Source organism: Amycolatopsis pigmentata (genome assembly GCF_042684065.1).
GTDB classification, from domain to species: Bacteria; Actinomycetota; Actinomycetes; order Mycobacteriales; family Pseudonocardiaceae; genus Amycolatopsis_E; species Amycolatopsis_E pigmentata.
Genome location: NZ_JBHUKR010000004.1, coordinates 633,315 through 649,520, shown reverse-complemented (window position 1 = coordinate 649,520; position 16,206 = coordinate 633,315). Strand labels below are relative to the sequence as shown.

Below are 16,206 nucleotides of genomic sequence, written 5' to 3'. Positions count from 1 at the left end.
AGGGGCGGGAGCGCCGGTTCGTTCCTCGTCCAGCAAGGGAAGCCACTGTGTCGGAGCCCGTCTCGCGGGAACGACTGGCCCAGGTCACCGGCCGGTTCGATGTCGGCGAAAAGCCCAGCCCCGCGCGCGTCTACAGCTACGCCCTGGGTGGGGAGCACTACTACGCCGTGGACAAGCGTTTCGTGGAGCAACAGGTCGCCGCCAACCCCGACTACCTCCATATCCTCCGGTCCAACCGGGGTGCGGTGGGACGGGTCGTCGAGTACGCCAACCGTGAGCACGGGATCACGCAGTTCATCGACATCGGCTCTGGCTTGCCCACCGACGGCAACGTGCACGAGGTCGCCGACGAGGTGGCGCCAGGTCAGTGCGTTGTCGCCTACGTCGACAACGAGCAGATCGCCGTCGCCCACTCGGAAATCCTGCTTTCCCAGAGCGCCGACCCAGGCCGGCACCACGCGGTGTACGCCAACTTCCTCCAAGCGGAGGAGTTGTGGGATCAGGTCATGGCGAAGCGGATCATCCGGCCGGACCAGCCGGTCTGCCTCATGCTGATGGCGTTGCTGCACTTCATCCCGGACGAGGCCAATCCTGAAGCCGCCCTCGAATTCTACCGGGAGATCCTCCCGCGCGGCTCGCTGCTGGCGATATCCCACATCACCTTCGAAGAACCTCCGAATCCCGATGAGAGCGACGAGGGGGTCCTCGCCAGGTGGCGGGACACCGTTCAGGCGTACGCCAACACCACTACCGCGGCGCACTTCCGCTCGCGCGAGCGGATCAGGGGATTTCTCGGAGATTTCGAGGTCGTCGAGGGACCCGGCTGGACCTCGCACTGGCGCGTCCCCGATCCCGGCGTGCTGCCCGAGGAGTACCGCACAAAGCCCTGGCGATCGCAGGTACTCGTCGAAATCGGGAAGAAGCCGTGAACACCCTGCGGGACTATCAGCGGCGTCGGCTCAATCGAATGTGGATACGCCGCACTGCCGGTCCACCAGCGGCCGTCCGCTAGGGCGCGGGAGCGAACACCACCGCCTCAGCGTCCCTCCGCGCCAACTCGTCGGGCCAGGTCTACCGACGACTACGGCTCCAGGCGATCTATCATCCAGGCACACGCATCGTCCGGACGGCAAGGGGTTATCAGCCGGGCTCCGGCTTGCTCCGCGTTGCCGAACGAGGCCGGGAGGGTGCCGACTGGGCACCTCTTCCTGAAAGGATGCAGTCCAGTGGGTTATCTGGGGCTTAACTGGGGGAACGTGCCGGCTTGGTTCTCGGCCGGTTCGTTCATGGCTGCCGCCCGGCAGTCTCCCTCTCTCTATCAAGAGTCTGGAGTATCAGATCGTTTTTCTGGCACACACAGGGCGTACGGCGGGATGGGATGGCGACGAGGCGATCAAGGTCAGCTCGGGTTACGGTGGGGGTCTGGTGGTTCCACCCGGAGAGCCGATCGACCTCAGAGGAAGAGAAGTCGAAGCGCCGAATGACGCATTCTATGACGGGAAAGAAACTGCTCGGAATGCCCGGGTTCTGATTCGTTACTGCGAGGTCTTCGACAACGCGCACAAGTTGTGGGTTATTCAACCTCGAACCGGATTGGTGCATGAGGTGTTGGCGGACGGCCCGCCCGGCACGGCGAGAGTGAATCGGTTCAAGCGCAAAATCAACAAAAAACGTCGGAAAATAAAGTGGTCCTGAAATGGGCGCTTCGAGGAGATGGTGGAGAAAGAACTCGCGAACGCCACCTGAGTACCGATCGGTGGAAAGGATCGCCGCCCGGCCAGGTCCGCCAGTTCGCGTCACCCCAGCGTCGGCGCCCAGAGCGAGATGCGACGGTCGGCGTGGACCCACCGGTCGGGAAAGGCTTGCTGTGGCCCCCACTCGTTGTTCCGGAGTCGCGACCACCAGACACGGGGGTCGTTGCCTCCGCCCTTCCAGACCATGACGACGTCACCGGTGCTCACGGCCGCCAGGGCCGGGGCGGACGATGTGAGCCGGTCGGTGAGCGTGTAAGGCCCGAACCAGGCGCCTGTCCCGCCGCTGACGGACCACGCCCACGAGATGTGCTCGTCGTCGATGTTGCGCCAGGCCGCGAACATCACGTTCCCGTCGCACGCCAGGGCAGGTGGCGCGCTGGTCTTCGCGCCACCAATGGGGCGAGGACCATTCTCGTCCCAACCGGCCCCGTCATCGAACTCCCTCAGCCACAGCCGGCCGTCGTACCCGCGATACACGATGTAGAGAGAATCCGTATGCGTGTTCCACGCCGCTGCCACACCGTCCGTTGTGAAATCGAGATTTTCCCAGATTTGAAGATCGGGCCTCCCCGGGTGGAACCATGCTCCGTTGGCGAACTCGGCCCAAAAGATCGAGTCGCGTTCGGATTCCTGGCCGGTGTCCAGGGAGTTCTGCCAGAACATGAAGGTGCGATCACGATAGCGGACCAGAGTCGGGAAGTTCTGGGTCTGGTCTTTGAATCTCTTGATCTGCGGCCCCCAGGTGTTCTTGGCGGAGTCCCACTGGGAGTACCAGATGTTGTTGTCGCCACTGCCCTTCCATGCCATCAGTTCGGGAGACTGGTTGCCACAGAGGGATGGTGTGGTGGTGCTGAACGCCGGGTCGTCCGCGAGCAACGCGGACGGTTCTCCCCAATGAGGCTCACCTCCGGGGGCCGATGTGCCGGGCGACCAATAGATCCTGTCGGTGTTCACATCCTGCGTAGTCCAGGCCATCGCGGGTGCTCGTGTGCTCATGATGCGGGGCGCGGACCCGGTTCGGGTCTGGTCGTCGGGCATGGGTGGTACCTGCCTTCCCTCAGGTTCCCCCGTTATATCGACGACACGACTCGGATGTTTCACGTTCTTTCTGGTCGGCGCCGCGCGTCCGGTAATTCACCCGTTTTCCATCCGCGCTGCCGCAGCCGTTTCCGCGCCGGAATCGGCTACGCCGCGGTGCCGTCCTGGACCGGCTCGGTCAGCGGACCGATGGGTTCCTGAGTGGGCAGCGTGGTCGAGTGCGGGCTGCGGAGGGTCAGTACGGCGATGAGGCTGACGACCGAAGCGAGGGCGACGTAGCCCGCGACAGCGACGAGTCCTCCGGTCGAGGCGACGAGAAGAGTAGCGATGAGGGGCGCGACCGCACCGCCGAGCACGCCGCCGATTCCATACGCGACAGATGCGCCGCTGTACCGGATCTCGGCGGGGAACGCTTCGCTGAGGTAGGCGCCATACGGCCCGGTGGCCACCGCGATGCACAGCGCGGCCACGATGGTCCCGACGAACAGCCCGGCCTGGGACCCGGACTCGACCAACGTGAAGTACGGGTACGCCCAGACGATCGTGCCCACGGTGCCGGCGATGAGGACGCGCTTGCGGCCGACGCGGCCGGCGAGCAGAGCACCGAGGGGAAGGGCTACGCACCAGAAGAGCGCGGCCACGATCGTGACCGTGAGCATCGTCGACGCGCTGAACAACTTCGCCCGGGCCGCGTAGCTCAGGACGAACGCGAGCACGAGATTTCCCAAAGTCGAGCTACCGATCGTGATGCCGGAGGCCGGCACCCAGATCCGCGGGGCGCGGAGCACATCGATGATCGGTGCCCGGCGCACGGTGTGCCCGCGGCGGACACGTTCGAACTCGGGGCTTTCCTCCAGCTTGAGCCTGATCACCAGGCCGACGACGACCAGGGCGGCACTGGCCAGGAAGGGAATGCGCCATGCCCAGTCGGCGAAGCCGTTGTCTCCGGATCCGATTCGGACCAGCAGGAAAACCAGGCTGGACAGGACGACGCCGAGCGGCAGCCCGACCTGTGGCAACGAACTGAGCAGGGTGCGCTGGCCGCGGGAGCGGGCGTGCTCGAGGGCGAGCAGGGTCGCGCCACCCCATTCGCCGCCGACGGCGAGTCCCTGGGCGATGCGCACCACTACGAGCACGATCGGGGCCGCGACGCCGATCGTGGCATAGGTCGGCAGCAGTCCGATGAGGGCGGTACCGACGCCCATGACGAGAAGGGACAGCACAAGCATGCGCTTCCGCCCGACCCGGTCCCCGAAGTGACCGATGAGCGCGCCCCCGATCGGCCGGGCGACGAAACCGATGGCGAAGGTCGAGAGTGCGGCGAGGTTGCTCGCCAAAGGGGAGGTACTGGGAAAGAACTGCGGCGCGAAGACGGGCGTCGCGGCGAGGGCGTAGACGAAAAAGTCGTACCACTCGATGGTGGTGCCGATGAGCCCGGCGACGCCGACCCGCCAGGGGCGGGCAGGCGTGCCTGCGGATGGGGTTCGGGACATCGTTGTCCTCCGTGATGTGATGGCTACGCCTCGCCGGGGCCGGCGGGCTGGTCAGAGATCGAGTACGAGCCGGGGCGTGAGAGACCGGGAGACGCACGGCAGGATCCGGTCGCCTGCCGCCTGTTCTTCCTCGGTCAGCACCGAGTCGCGGTGGTCCGGACGGCCGTCGAGGACAGCCGTTTCGCAGGTGCCGCAGGTGCCTTCCTCACAGGAGGTGAGCACGTCCACGCCTGCCTCGGTCAGAGTGTCCACAATGGATCGGCCGGCGGGCACCGTCAGCTCCATACCGGTCGAGGCGATCCGGATCGTGAACGGCGAGTCCACAGTGGATGATCCGATTTCCTTCGGCGAGAACCGTTCTGTGCGCAGGCGCATTCCGCGACGTGCGCACTCCGCCTCGGCCGCGGCGATCAACGGCTCGGGTCCGCAGCAGTAGACGAAAGTATCCGGGGCCACACCGCTGAGCACCGAATCGAGGTCGATCAGGCCGAATTCGTCGAACGGGATCAGCACCACCCTGCTCGCGTCGACGGCCCGCAGTTCCTCGGTGTAGGCCATGGAAGCCCGGGTCCGCCCGCCGTAATGCAACGACCAGTCGGCGCCGCCGCGGGCAACCCTGCGGATCATCGGCAGAAGCGGCGTGATCCCGATCCCGCCCGCCAGGAACAGGTAGCGGGGACCGGGTTCCAGTGGAAAGTGGTTCCGGGGGCTGCTGACCGTGACCCGGTCACCCGTGTGCAGCCGCTCGTGCAGCCACATCGACCCACCGCGGCCGTCGGGCTGGCGCAGCACGGCGATGCGGTAATTCGTGCGATCGCCGGGGTCACCGCACAGCGAGTACTGGCGGACGATTCCGGCTCCGGCCACGACGTCGAGGTGAGCGCCGGGTTGCCATTCCGGCAGGTTGCCGCCGTCGACGCGGCGCAGCTCCAGTTCGACCACGTCGAGCGCGACCGTCCGGCGTCTGCCGACGGTGAGCTGGAGGTCCGTGAAGCCGTTCACGCCGCGACTTCCGGCGTGAAGGCCACCGGCAGAGCGAAGTGGGTCATCAGCGATCCACCGACCAGACCACTCTCCACCGGTTCCCCGTCGAGACGAAGGTCCGGCAGCCGGTCGAGGAGACGGCCGAGGGCGATCCGGAGCTCGGCGCGGGCGAGGTGCTGGCCCTGGCAAACATGGGGGCCCGCACCGAAACTGAGGTGCCGGTTGCGGCTTCGGCCTCGATCGAACTCCTCCGGGTCGCTGAATTCCCGCGGATCCCGGTTGGCGGCGGCGAGGTCGAGCAGGACTCGGCCGCCCTCGGCGAGTTCCTGGTCGCCGACCTGAACGGGGCACCGGAGCGTGCGCGCGAACAGTTGCAGCGGGGTGGTCAAGCGCAGGCTCTCCTCGATCACGCGGGGGAGTCCACGCCGGTCGGCGAGGAGGTCGTCTTTCAGGCCGGGCACGGTCAGCACGTGCCGGATGAGCCCGCCGAGTGCGGATCCCGTCGAGTGGTGCCCACCGACGATGTAGGCCAGAAGCAGCCCGGTGGCGCCGGCCTCGTCGATTTCCTTGCCTGCCACGACGCCGCTTGCCAGCGCGGTGAGCATGTCGTCGCGAGGGTTCTCCCGGCGGTCGGCCAGCCAGCGCTGGGTGTGGTCGGAGAACTCGGCGAACCGTGCCGGGAACTCGCCGGAACCCATGGCGGCGAACAAGGCCGCCGCGATGCCACGGGCGCGTACCGCCTCGGCCTGGTCGAGGCCGATCATCCGCCCGATCACGATCGCCGGCAGCGGTTCGGTGAGCCGGTCGACCAGGTCGGCCTTGCCGTCGATGGCGAATTCGCCGATCAGGAGGTCCACGACCTCGGTGATGACCGGTTCGAACGCTCGCACGGCACGGGGGGTCAGCGGGCCGTCGAGGACCCTGCGCCACTCGCTGTGTTCGGGCTCGTCGAACTCCAGAGCGGGCACCGGTGGCAGCAACCCGCTGGCCGGGATGTGCACCCCGTCGGCCGAGGAGAACGACCCCGTTTCGTTCAGCGCGGCGCGGACGTGGTCGTAGCGGGTCAGGAAGTCGAACCCACCGTGCCGGTCGCTGTGCACGACGGGACACGTTTCGCGCATTTCCGCATGCGCCCGCCGTACCTCCTTTGTGGACAGTTTCCCGTCGAGGTGGTCGAGGGCGGTTTTTTCGTTGCTCATAAGGGCTCCTTCGTCTGCGCCGACGATGGGTCAAGTGTGGTGACGAAGGGCTCGAAGGGTCTATCCGTTTCGCGCGGCACTGTCCGCCATGCGCGAGGTGTGCAGGGTGGTCGACGGCGTGACGCCGTAACGCAGCCGGTAGTCGCGGGCGAACCGGCCGAAGTGGAGGAACCCGCACGCCAGGGCGACATCGGCGACGGAGGAGGTCGTGTTCGCCGCGGACAGCATCCGGTGAGCGCGCTCCAGTCGCAGATCACGTTGGTAGCCCGTCACGGTCGTGCCGAATCGCGAACGGAAGCCTTCCTGCAACGTCCGCGCGCTCACCCCGGCCAGGCGCGCGAGTTCCTTGGCTGTCGCCGGGGTCGTGGGGTCCGCCGTGAGCGCCTCGGCGGCGATACCCGCGGCGCGGTACCCGCGCGCGCCGCCGCTCCGGAACATCGTCCGGACGTGGTCATGGGGTTGAGCGAGCAGGAGCGCCGTGGCCAGCATGCGTTCCAGTTCGAAACCCACGCCCGGCGGCAGGATTCCCGTGTCGAATCGGTCCACCGTGGTCACCGCGAGCCGCAGCAGGCCCGGCCACGGTGAGTGCTCGGGTACCTCCAGTTCGAAAACCGGATCACCGGAGGGTTCGGCGCCGAGCCCGGAGTATGCCCGTTCGACCACGTCCCGGGGCAGCTTCGCGGCGACCTGCACGGTGCCGGGCGCGAAACGCAGCCGCAACCGTTCGCCGGGCGAAACGACGCATGCCTGCCCGGGCCCGGCCCGGCGCTTGCCGACGTCGGTGACGATGTCCATGGCGCCGCCCAGAATGAGCTGGAGCGTGTAGTACTCCATGGGCGCGAGCGCCGTCACCTCCGCCTCGCCGTGGTAGACGGCGTAGAGCATCGTCGACGAGCCGATGTCCACGGCATGGAGCCGGGCTCCGAACTCCCGGGGCCGCCTCACGCGAAGCCGGTGCGACGACATCACCCGCCCGGCGGCGGCCTCGGCCTCGTCCACGTCGGTCGTCCGCAGCCTGGCATGCCGATGCAGCGGTACCGGAGCCGTCATCTCGATCCTCCGTTCGCGGGCACGCCTACCGCGGCTCGACCCCGAGCGTTTCGGCGATCTCCCGCAGGCGGCGGCGATCGATCTTGCCGACCTGGCTGACCCGCGGCATCTCGGGGAGTACGACGACCCGCTCCGGCCACTTGTATTTCGCGACCTCGAGACGTTCGAAGTGGGCGCGGACCTCGGCGAGGTCGATCTCCACGTTGTTCCGGGTCACCACGAAGGCACACGCCCGCTCACCCAGCCGCGCGTCCGGCATCGCGACGAGGGCGGCCTCGGCGATCGCGTCGTGGGAGCCGAGGAGGAGTTCGACCTCCTCAGTGTTGATCTTCTCGCCGCCGCGGCTGATCATGTTCTTGATCCGGCCCTCGACGGTGTAGCACCGGACACCGGCGATCGTCCGCTCGGCCATCAGGTCACCGGTGCGGTAGAAGCCGTCGGCGGTGAAGGCTCGCCGGTTGTGCTCGGCGGCGTCGTAGTAGCCGTGCAGCGTGTAGGGGCCCCTGGCGCAGAGTTCGCCCACCTCACCCGGTGGCACCTCCTGCTCGGTTCCCGGTTCGTACAGCCGGATTTCGTCCGCGGGCGAAATCGGCACCCCCACGCTCGCCGCGCGGGCCTCGAGGGGGAAGTCGAGCGGGGTGGTGAGGCAGAGTCCCTCGCTCATCCCGAAGATCTGCCCGCCCCAGATCCCGAGCGCGTCCAGCGCGGCCATGCACCGGCGGGGTACCTTCTTACCGCTGAACAGCACCCGCCGCAGCGTGGTCGCGGCGGCCAGGCCCGGGTCCAGGGCGAGATCGAAGACGAACGGACCGAGCAGGGCGTCGGTCGCCCCGTTCCGGACGATGAGGTCGAGCGCGGCGGAGGCGTCGGGAACTCCGAGCACGAGGGTGGCTCCGACGCTGTGCGGGCCCTGCAGGCCGATGATGATGCCCGCGTTGTGCACGATCGGCATCAGGAACGCGACGCGGTCCCCGGGACCCCAGCCCATCGCGCGGGCGAGGCTCGCACCGTAGTGCCAGTAAGGCGCCTGCAGGCACGGGATCACCTTGGGCACCCCGGTGGTGCCACCGGAGAGCTGGAACACCGCGAGCGACTGCATGCCGAGTGCGCCCTGGATGCCCTCGACGATCCCGCGGGCCTCGGCACCGTCGATGTCGTCCCCGAGCCGGTCGAGTTCGACGGCTCGGGGGTCGTCGGCCGGGCCGTCGGAGACCAGGACCGTGCGCTCCACGCCCGCGGCCTGTTCGAAAGCGAAGGCGACGAGGTCGAAGCGGGGATCGCGGGCCGCGACGAGGTGGGCGACCGGACGGGTCTGTCGCGCGATCTCGCCGATCTCGTGGCCACGGTGCAACGGAAGCGTGCACACGGGCACGAGGCCGGCTTTGAGCAGGGCGTACCAGGCGATCACCGTGTTGACGGTGTTGTGTACCTGCAGCAGGACCGATCCGCCCGGCTTCAGCCCGAGCCGGTGAAGGCCCGCGGCACGCCGGTCGGTGATGCGGTCCAGTTCCGCGAAGCTCAGCCGGGTCTCACCGCAGACCAGTGCGTCCCGATCGCCGTGTTCCCGCGCGATGGCGTGCAGGTGCTCGGCGATGGTGGCCGGTTCCCACAGCCCGTCGCGGACGTAGCGAGCCTCGTCCTCGGGCGGGTAGAGGACGAGCTTCTCCGGGTTCTCCGAAGTCTCAGAAGCAAGCGTCATCGCGTGTTTCTCCTCATCAGCGGCGGCATGGTCACCGTAGGTCGCGCTCGTAGCCGAGGACGACCTCGCGGTTCTCCCGCCGGAAGTCACGGTAGGAGACCCGGCCGGTGCGCATCAGATACTCGAGCGCGAACTTCGTCGGGTGGGTGATGGTGCGCGACGGGAGCCCCTCGTACCAGGCGATGCTCCGCTTCGCGGCGGCCTGGAAGGCGTCCGCGACGGGCTTGCGCACGCGTTCGAACTCCTTCAACCCCACTTCCACGTCCCACCCCGCGCCGCTCAGAGCTTGCGTGAGATACACGGCGTCCCGCATCGCGAACCGGGTGCCGGAGCCGATCGACGGGTGGACGGTGTGCAGGGCGTCCCCGATCAGCACGAGGTTGCGGTGTGTCCAGCGGGCGCAACTGACGAACTTCGTCTGAAACCACGGAGAGTGGTTACTCCGCAGCGGTGCGCCCTCCAGCGAGTCGGCGAAGAGCCGCTCGCACAGCTCTCGTGACTCGTCCTCGGTCATGTCGGCGAAGCCGAGCCGGTCGAACGTCTCCTGGCCGACCTCCACCGTGAAGTTGCTCATCCCGGCCGAGAACCCGGAGGCATGGACCATGAGGACACCGTGCTCGCTGTTCTGGAGGATGATCGACGGCGGGTAGGGCTTCGGCGTGCCGTACCAGGCCATCCAGTTGCCACCGAGTTCGACGCTCGGCCGGAAACGCTCGGCGAAGCGCTCGCGGGTCAGGCTGTTGACGCCGTCGGCACCGATCACGAGATCCCAGTCGGCCAAGTCGCTGTCGGTCACGGTCGCTTCGCACTCGTGCTCGATGACGACCCCGGCCTCCAGGGCGAACTTCTCCAGCGTCGCCAGCAGTGACCAGCGGGCGTTGAGGTGGCTGCCCCCGACCTGGACCGGCACGCCGACGCCGTCGAGGCTGATGACCATCCGATCGTGGCGGGTGTTGGCGGTGAGCGCGCCGATCACATCCGGGGCGGCCGGCCGGAGCGCATCGGCCGCGCTCTCGCTGAACGCCACGCCCCAGCCATAGGTGACCCCTTGCGGGTTCCGCTCCCTGACGTGGATCGCGGCGGCCGGTACGGCTCGTTTGGCGATGATGGAGAAGAAGAGGCCCGCGGGCCCGCCCCCGGCCACCAGGATCTTCATCGGCTTTCCCGATGTCACTGTCCACCTCCCTGCCACGAAGCGACGAGGCGCGCGACGCGTTCGCCCAGCACCCATGCCGTTCGCAAGTCGCTGTCCCGCATGCCTTCCAGGCCCTGGTCCGAATTGGACTGCGCCATCGCACCGGCGTAGGCGCCGAGCCGGTTCAGTTCGGCGTCGGACCCCGTACTGCGCCCGTTGCCGTCCAGCAGGCCGAGTCCGACCCAGACCATTCCGTGCTGCATGGCGAAGAGCCAAAGCTGGGTGAGGGTGTTGAGCTTGTCCCCGGAATGGCCACTGGAGTTGGTGAAACCCGCGGCCAGCTTGCCCTTCCAGCCCTGTTCCAGCCAGATCTTCGAGCTTGCCTCCATGAACGTCTTGAACACCGCCGAACCGCTGCCCATGTAGGTCGGGGTCCCGAAGATCAGCGCGTCACAATGGTCGAGCTGTCGCGGATCGGCGGCGACATCCTCGGCGAAATACAGCGCGACATCGATGTCCGGCAGCGAAGCCGCGCCTTCTCCCACCGCCCTGGCCTGGGCGGCGGTATGGCCGTAGCCGCTGTCGTAGACGACTCCGATGGAGCCCACTTCCTTCACCTCGTTCTCTGTGGTGGTGCGGTGGCGAAACGGTCGGCCAGCCAGCGGTCGATGTGGACGGCGGCGGCGGCGTATCCCGTGGGTTCGCCGTCCACAATGGACTGTCCGAAGTGCTGGCCCCGCACCACGTGACGGATCTTGTCCGCACCGGCCAACGCCGCGAACATCCGGGCACTGGCGGTGGGGAGAACGGCTTGATCGCCGCTGAACTCGAGGTAGAGGGCCGGGAGTCGCACTCCGGCCGCGCACCGCACGAAATCCGCGTTGGTGTGGTTCGCCGACCAGGTCGACAACCACGCGTCGGGAGTGGTGAGCCTGCCGAAACCCACCAGACCGTAGTTGATCAGATCCGGCCGGCGGCCGAACAACGAGCCGTAGTGCCGGTCGTTCGGGTCGATCGACAGGTCGACGTAGCAGGGGTCGGCGTCGGTGCGGTAGGTGGTGAGGATCCGCGGGGCAAGGCTCCTCCGCCGGTCGGCGGGATCCTTGGTGCGGGCGAACCGGGTGCGGGCCTGTGAGGCCTCGGCGGCCAGTTCGACGGCACGGCCGTCGATCCGGGCGATCCGATCCTTCTGCGCGGCACGGTAGGCGCGGAGGAAGTCCGCGCGGTAACGGCTTTGCTCGGGGGGCTCGGCGAATCCGTTCCCCGGCGAATACATGTCCAGTGCCGGATCGACCGACATCGGGTCGGACTCGTCGGTGACGGACGGGTCGATGCAGTGCAGCAGCACCTGGCCCTGACCCGGGTGCGGCGCGAGGAAGATCGCGCCGTCCGGGACGGGCATCCGCGCGCCCGCCAGCGCGATCGGCCTGCCCGCCGGCGTCACGTCCAGCCGCAGTTCCGGCTCCAAGGACGCTTGCTCGATATAGAAAGCAGACAGGGTCCCCCCGCCGGAATGGCCGAAGGTCAGCACCGCCTCGAACCCGGCGTCCCTGAGGAACACATGCCCCGCCGCCGCGTCCAGCACCGCCTGTTCGTGAACCAGGGCGATGTCGTTGTTCGGCGAGCGGGAGCCCTGCGTCCAGACCGAGACGCCGCTTCGCAGGAACAGCGGGATCATCGGATGGTGCGTCATCGACTGGCGCGGGTGCATGATGGTGACCACCGTCGTCGCGCCGTCGAGGGCATAGAGCACTCCCTCGACCTTGGCGCCGTCGAAGGTGGTGAGCTGGTGCGCGCTCACGGTGACGCCGGGCGGCGCCTCGACCGTGTCGACGTCCCGGCCCGCTCCGAGCCGGTCCACCGCCAAGGTGCTCATTCCCCGGCTCCGGTGGGCTCGACCACCAGCTCCGAGGAATCCCACCGGCTTACCCTGCCGGCTTCGACAGCGGCGACCGAGCTGTACCAGACGGCGTTGCGGCAACCGGTGGCGTTGCGTTCGATCCGGATCGAGCCGGGCGCGGCGACCTCGAGGTAGGGTCCGCGCCGCCGCACGGTCACGTCCGGGTCCTTGCTCGCCACCTCGGCCAGCGGACGGAAGTCCTCGACATCAAGGACGAACAAGGTCGTCACGCTGTTCCCTCCGCGGCCTCGCGCGCCCCCGCGATCGTGTCGACAGGGCGCTCCTTCCCTGCGTACATCACGTCGGGAGGATGGGCGCCCTGCCGCCCCGAGAGCGGAAAGAAAGGGCGCGCTCTGTGGTCACTTTGCGAGCCGCGAGTTGGCGCGAGGAGCGTCATGCGAACGTCACCAGCTCTGGTTCGCCTTCGTAGCGTTCGGCGATGAGCTTTGCCTTGCGCGCGAAGAACTTCTCCAGGGATGGCTCTGGCTCATCCGCCACCTCCATGAGCGCGTCGACGCTGAGGTTGGCGTCGATGTCGTCCTCGGGGGTGATCGCCCGCAGCGGGCGGGTGATCTCGATCAGGTACCCGTTGGGGTCGGTGACATAGATCGACTCGACCGTCTCGTGCCGGACCTGCAGCTCGCACGGCCGGTCGCTGGCGTCCAGCCGGCGGCGGTACTCCAGCAGATCCTCCTGGCTGTCCACATGGATCGCCAGGTGCCGGGCGCGGCGAAGCAGGTCGGGAACGCCCTCATCGCGGTAGGGCTCGACTCCGAAGTAGTAGAAGAAGGCCAGCCGGTCGCCGTTGCCGATGTCGAAGAAGAAGTGGATGAAGTCCGGGTGCTCCCCGGGACCCCACCCGAGCGCGCAGGTCGCGTGCACGACCGGGAAGCCGAGGACGTCTCGGTAGAAGGTGATGGTGCCCTTCGGGTCGAAGGTCGGGAACGCTGCGTGGTCGACGCCCCGCACCGTGTGCGCAAGCGGCTCTCGCTCCGGGGATGACATCCGCGTACTCCTTTCGCGACGGCTCCTGATGACAGCGAGCGTAGAAGCCGCTGTCATGAACGTCAAGATTCTGACGGGCAAGTATCGACAACTTGACGGATGGTTACACTGACGTCAGTATCACGACGTTGCTGTCAATCTGCTTGCTGGGAGCGGAACACATGACCAAGGCGCGGGTCGGTTACCCGGTCCACGGGCGGAGGATCTCCGGCATCACGACTACGGGTGGTGGCGCCGGATCGCCGCTGATCGTGGCCCTCCACGGTGGGGGACTCAACTCCCGCTATTTCGACGTACCCGGTCATTCCCTGCTCGACCTCGGTGAGGCGGCAGGGTTTCGCGTGATCTCGCTCGACCGGCCCGGTTACGGTGAAAGCGACGCGCTCGCCGGTGGAGAGGTGTCGTTCAGCGGCAGTGCCGAGTTCCTGGATGCCGCGATCGGTGCACTGTGGACCGAACTGGGTGCGGGGCACCCGGGTGTGGTCCTGCTTTCCCACTCCATCGGCTCGGCCATCGCGGTGCACATCGCCGCGCGCGAACCGCGTTGGCCGCTCCTGGGGATTTCGCTCCACGGCGTGGGTGACCGGTCTCCCGCGCACGTTGTCGATGCCTGGCGCGCCCTCCCCCAGGGCGGGCCAGTGGAACTGCCGTCCGAACAGCGCCGCGCTTTGCTGTACGGCCCGGAGGATACGTTCGACGCCGGCGTTGTGGACTTGGCGAAGGCGTCGGCGGAGCCCATACCGGTCGAGGAGATGCTCGAAATCGTTGGGGGCTGGCCGGAGGGCGTCGCGGAACTCGCCGCCGACATCGTCGTCCCCGTGCAATACACACTTGCCCAGTACGACGGTCTGTGGGTTGTGGACGAGAGCCGCCTGGCGGCGTTCGCCGGGTACTTCACGTCCGCGGCGTGGGTGGACGCCAGGCTGCAGGCGGGCGCCGGTCACAACCTCGACCATCATCGGCTTTCTCGCGCATTGCACCTGCGGCAGCTGGCCTTCGCGTGCGAATGCGCGGCGCGGGGATCCGCTGTTCGCGGCTAGGATGATCCGATCAAGTGCCGAGCCGCCGAACGAGGGGACATGGTGACCGCAGAGAGCTACGAGGCGAAGGGGCGGTCCGGTGAGGCATCGGCGCCCCGCCGGAGCGGAGCGCCCCGGCGCAAGTTGCTCATGAGCGAGATCATCGAGCAGGCGATGCGCCTGTTCGCCCAACGCGGATACGACGGAACGACCTTGCAGGACATAGCCGACGCGGTCGGATTGAGCCGTCCCAACCTCTACAACTATGTCAAGAGCAAGGAAGATCTTCTCGTCGCGATGGTCGAGGCGACGACGCAGAGCGCGGCGGACTCACTGCGGGAGATCCGGCGGCGCACCGACCTCGACTCGACGGGGAAACTGCGCCTGCTGGTGCGCACCCTCGTCCTCCGTCGCGCCGAGCAGCCGGCGCAGTTCCGCACGCTCGACCGCAGCGATCAGGCGCTTCCCCCCAAGATCGCGGAAAAGCACCTTCGCGGCCGTCGAGCCGTTCTGAAGGAGGTCACGGCCGTCATCGAGGAGGGGATCAAGGCCGGCCGTTTTCGCCCCGTCGATGCTCGCGTCACGGCACTGTCGATCATCGGCATGTGCAACTGGGTCGCCTGGTGGTTCCACCCGTCTCCTTCGCACCCGGCGGAACCGGTGGCCGAGCAGATCGCGGAGAACGCGGTGGCGATGGTCGCTCGGGAGGTCGGGCGAACTCCCGAGGCGCCTACTCCACTCGGAGCCGTCGCGCTGCTTCAGCAGGATCTTGATTACCTCACCCGTCTCCTCACCACCGGGAACGGGGAAGAGGGCATCCCTCGCGACGAGGTGTAGTGGCGTAGCGCTTCGCCGGTTCCCGAATGAGCCCCTTCGGGAACCGGCAAGCACCATCGTCTTTGCGCTCAGCCGGCGTCGGCTTCCAGGCGCTCGGCGACGCCGGGGAGGATACGAAGCGCGTTGGTACCGGCAACGCGAGCACCGAGGCCGGCGCCGAGTAGGTGCGTCAGGTCGTGCTCGCCGATCTCCGTGCGGTCGAACAACCCGTCGGCGTAAATCCAGTCGGTGCCGAACAGCATCCTGTCCGTGCCGACCGCGTCGACCATGGTGTTGACCTGGACCTGGGAGTCGGCGACCGCCACGTCGTAGTACACGGCTCGCAGGTACTCCGAAATCGGACGCCGCACCAGTTCGCGGTAGGCGGCCACGACCCGGGGTGCCGCGGCCATCCGGTGACCGAGGTAGGGGACCGCGCCGCCGCCGTGCGACAGGATCCAGTTGATGTTCGGGTAGCGGTCCAGGATCCCGTTGAACACCAGGGTCATGAAGACGCGCGTGGTGTCGAACACGTACTCGCCGATCCAGTGCTGCCAAGGAAGATCCGGTGTCTCCTTGGGCTCCACCGGATGCAGGAGGACGGTGGCGGCCCGCTTGTCGAGCGCGTCGTACACCGGGTCCCAACGAGAATCTCCCACGTACGTTCCGTCGACCTGCGAAACGACGTACACACCGTCAAGGCCGAGGTCGTCGTAAATGTGGTCGATTTCGGCCAACGCGTCGTCGACGCCGGGCAGCGGGAGCGCGCCGAACACGCCGAACCGGCTCGGATGCCGGCGGACCACGTCGGCGCCGATGTCGTTGACGTTCCTCGCCAGTTCGTTGGCTTCTCGCTGGTCGCCGAAGTAGACCCCGGTCTCGGCGAGGCAGGAGAGCACCCCGACGTCGATACCCCACTCGTCCATGAACCGCAGGTGGGCTTTCGGTGTCCAGGCGGCCAGATCGACGCCGCCCGTCCAGTTGATGTCGTGCCTGACCAGGGTCTCGACATAGGGCTCAGGCAGGAAGTGAGTGTGGACGTCGATCTTGGGCATCAGAAGTGCCTTCCGTGTTTTTGGACCATTCTCTCCAGAACCATAGGGTGTATGTTCTG

The 16,206-nt window shown here is 67.6% G+C and carries 15 protein-coding genes; 3 read left to right on the top strand and 12 right to left on the bottom strand.

The features are described 5' to 3' along the window. Positions 1–47: 47 nt before the first annotated feature. A complete protein-coding gene (locus ACFSXZ_RS04805; protein WP_378261618.1) occupies positions 48–929 on the top strand; it encodes an SAM-dependent methyltransferase in 882 nt (293 codons plus the stop codon). 867 nt (positions 930–1,796) lie between these two features. Here ACFSXZ_RS04805 and ACFSXZ_RS04800 read toward each other — a convergent pair. The 11 genes from ACFSXZ_RS04800 to ACFSXZ_RS04750 all read right to left on the bottom strand — a co-directional run bounded on the left by ACFSXZ_RS04800 (position 1,797) and on the right by ACFSXZ_RS04750 (position 13,257). After that, a complete protein-coding gene (locus ACFSXZ_RS04800) occupies positions 1,797–2,792 on the bottom strand; it encodes a hypothetical protein (protein ID WP_378261616.1) in 996 nt (331 codons plus the stop codon). Positions 2,793–2,938: 146 nt separating this feature from the next. Further along, positions 2,939–4,285: an MFS transporter gene (locus ACFSXZ_RS04795; RefSeq protein ID WP_378261614.1), complete on the bottom strand. Its 1,347-nt coding sequence runs from the start codon at positions 4,283–4,285 to the stop codon at positions 2,939–2,941. Positions 4,286–4,336: 51 nt separating this feature from the next. Continuing rightward, entirely contained in the window at positions 4,337–5,287 is a 951-nt protein-coding gene (locus ACFSXZ_RS04790; protein WP_378261612.1) for a PDR/VanB family oxidoreductase, read from the bottom strand. Further along, the gene (locus tag ACFSXZ_RS04785) at positions 5,284–6,468 is read right to left on the bottom strand and encodes a cytochrome P450 (RefSeq protein WP_378261610.1); all 1,185 of its coding nucleotides are present in this window, start codon (positions 6,466–6,468) and stop codon (positions 5,284–5,286) included. Before ACFSXZ_RS04785 ends, ACFSXZ_RS04790 begins: the two co-directional genes overlap by 4 nt. Before the next feature lie 60 nt (positions 6,469–6,528). Further along, positions 6,529–7,518, bottom strand: coding sequence for an AraC family transcriptional regulator (locus ACFSXZ_RS04780; RefSeq protein ID WP_378261608.1), 990 nt, complete (start codon positions 7,516–7,518; stop codon positions 6,529–6,531). Positions 7,519–7,543: 25 nt separating this feature from the next. After that, positions 7,544–9,217, bottom strand: a complete 1,674-nt coding sequence (locus tag ACFSXZ_RS04775; protein WP_378261606.1) for a (2,3-dihydroxybenzoyl)adenylate synthase — start codon at positions 9,215–9,217, stop codon at positions 7,544–7,546. A 31-nt stretch (positions 9,218–9,248) separates the two neighbouring features. Beyond that, the gene (locus tag ACFSXZ_RS04770; protein ID WP_378261604.1) at positions 9,249–10,391 is read right to left on the bottom strand and encodes an FAD-dependent monooxygenase; all 1,143 of its coding nucleotides are present in this window, start codon (positions 10,389–10,391) and stop codon (positions 9,249–9,251) included. Beyond that, positions 10,388–10,960 carry a flavodoxin family protein gene (locus ACFSXZ_RS04765; protein ID WP_378261602.1) on the bottom strand — a complete coding sequence of 191 codons (573 nt, stop codon included), beginning with the start codon at positions 10,958–10,960 and terminating at the stop codon, positions 10,388–10,390. The genes ACFSXZ_RS04770 and ACFSXZ_RS04765 overlap by 4 nt, the downstream gene beginning before the upstream one ends. 5 nt (positions 10,961–10,965) lie before the next feature. Beyond that, positions 10,966–12,228: an alpha/beta hydrolase gene (locus ACFSXZ_RS04760; protein ID WP_378261600.1), complete on the bottom strand. Its 1,263-nt coding sequence runs from the start codon at positions 12,226–12,228 to the stop codon at positions 10,966–10,968. Next, on the bottom strand, positions 12,225–12,482 hold the full coding sequence (locus tag ACFSXZ_RS04755; RefSeq protein ID WP_378261598.1) for a hypothetical protein: 258 nt from the start codon (positions 12,480–12,482) through the stop codon (positions 12,225–12,227). Before ACFSXZ_RS04755 ends, ACFSXZ_RS04760 begins: the two co-directional genes overlap by 4 nt. 163 nt (positions 12,483–12,645) lie before the next feature. Continuing rightward, complete coding sequence (locus ACFSXZ_RS04750; RefSeq protein ID WP_378261596.1) at positions 12,646–13,257, bottom strand: VOC family protein; 612 nt, start codon at positions 13,255–13,257, stop codon at positions 12,646–12,648. Positions 13,258–13,418: 161 nt separating this feature from the next. Here ACFSXZ_RS04750 and ACFSXZ_RS04745 point away from each other — a divergent pair, with 161 nt between their 5' ends. After that, a complete protein-coding gene (locus tag ACFSXZ_RS04745; protein WP_378261594.1) occupies positions 13,419–14,297 on the top strand; it encodes an alpha/beta hydrolase in 879 nt (292 codons plus the stop codon). A gap of 39 nt (positions 14,298–14,336) precedes the next feature. Further along, positions 14,337–15,113: a TetR/AcrR family transcriptional regulator gene (locus tag ACFSXZ_RS04740; protein ID WP_378261592.1), complete on the top strand. Its 777-nt coding sequence runs from the start codon at positions 14,337–14,339 to the stop codon at positions 15,111–15,113. 68 nt (positions 15,114–15,181) lie between these two features. Here ACFSXZ_RS04740 and ACFSXZ_RS04735 read toward each other — a convergent pair whose 3' ends face one another. Further along, a complete protein-coding gene (locus tag ACFSXZ_RS04735; protein ID WP_378261590.1) occupies positions 15,182–16,147 on the bottom strand; it encodes an amidohydrolase family protein in 966 nt (321 codons plus the stop codon). Positions 16,148–16,206: the final 59 nt, after the last annotated feature.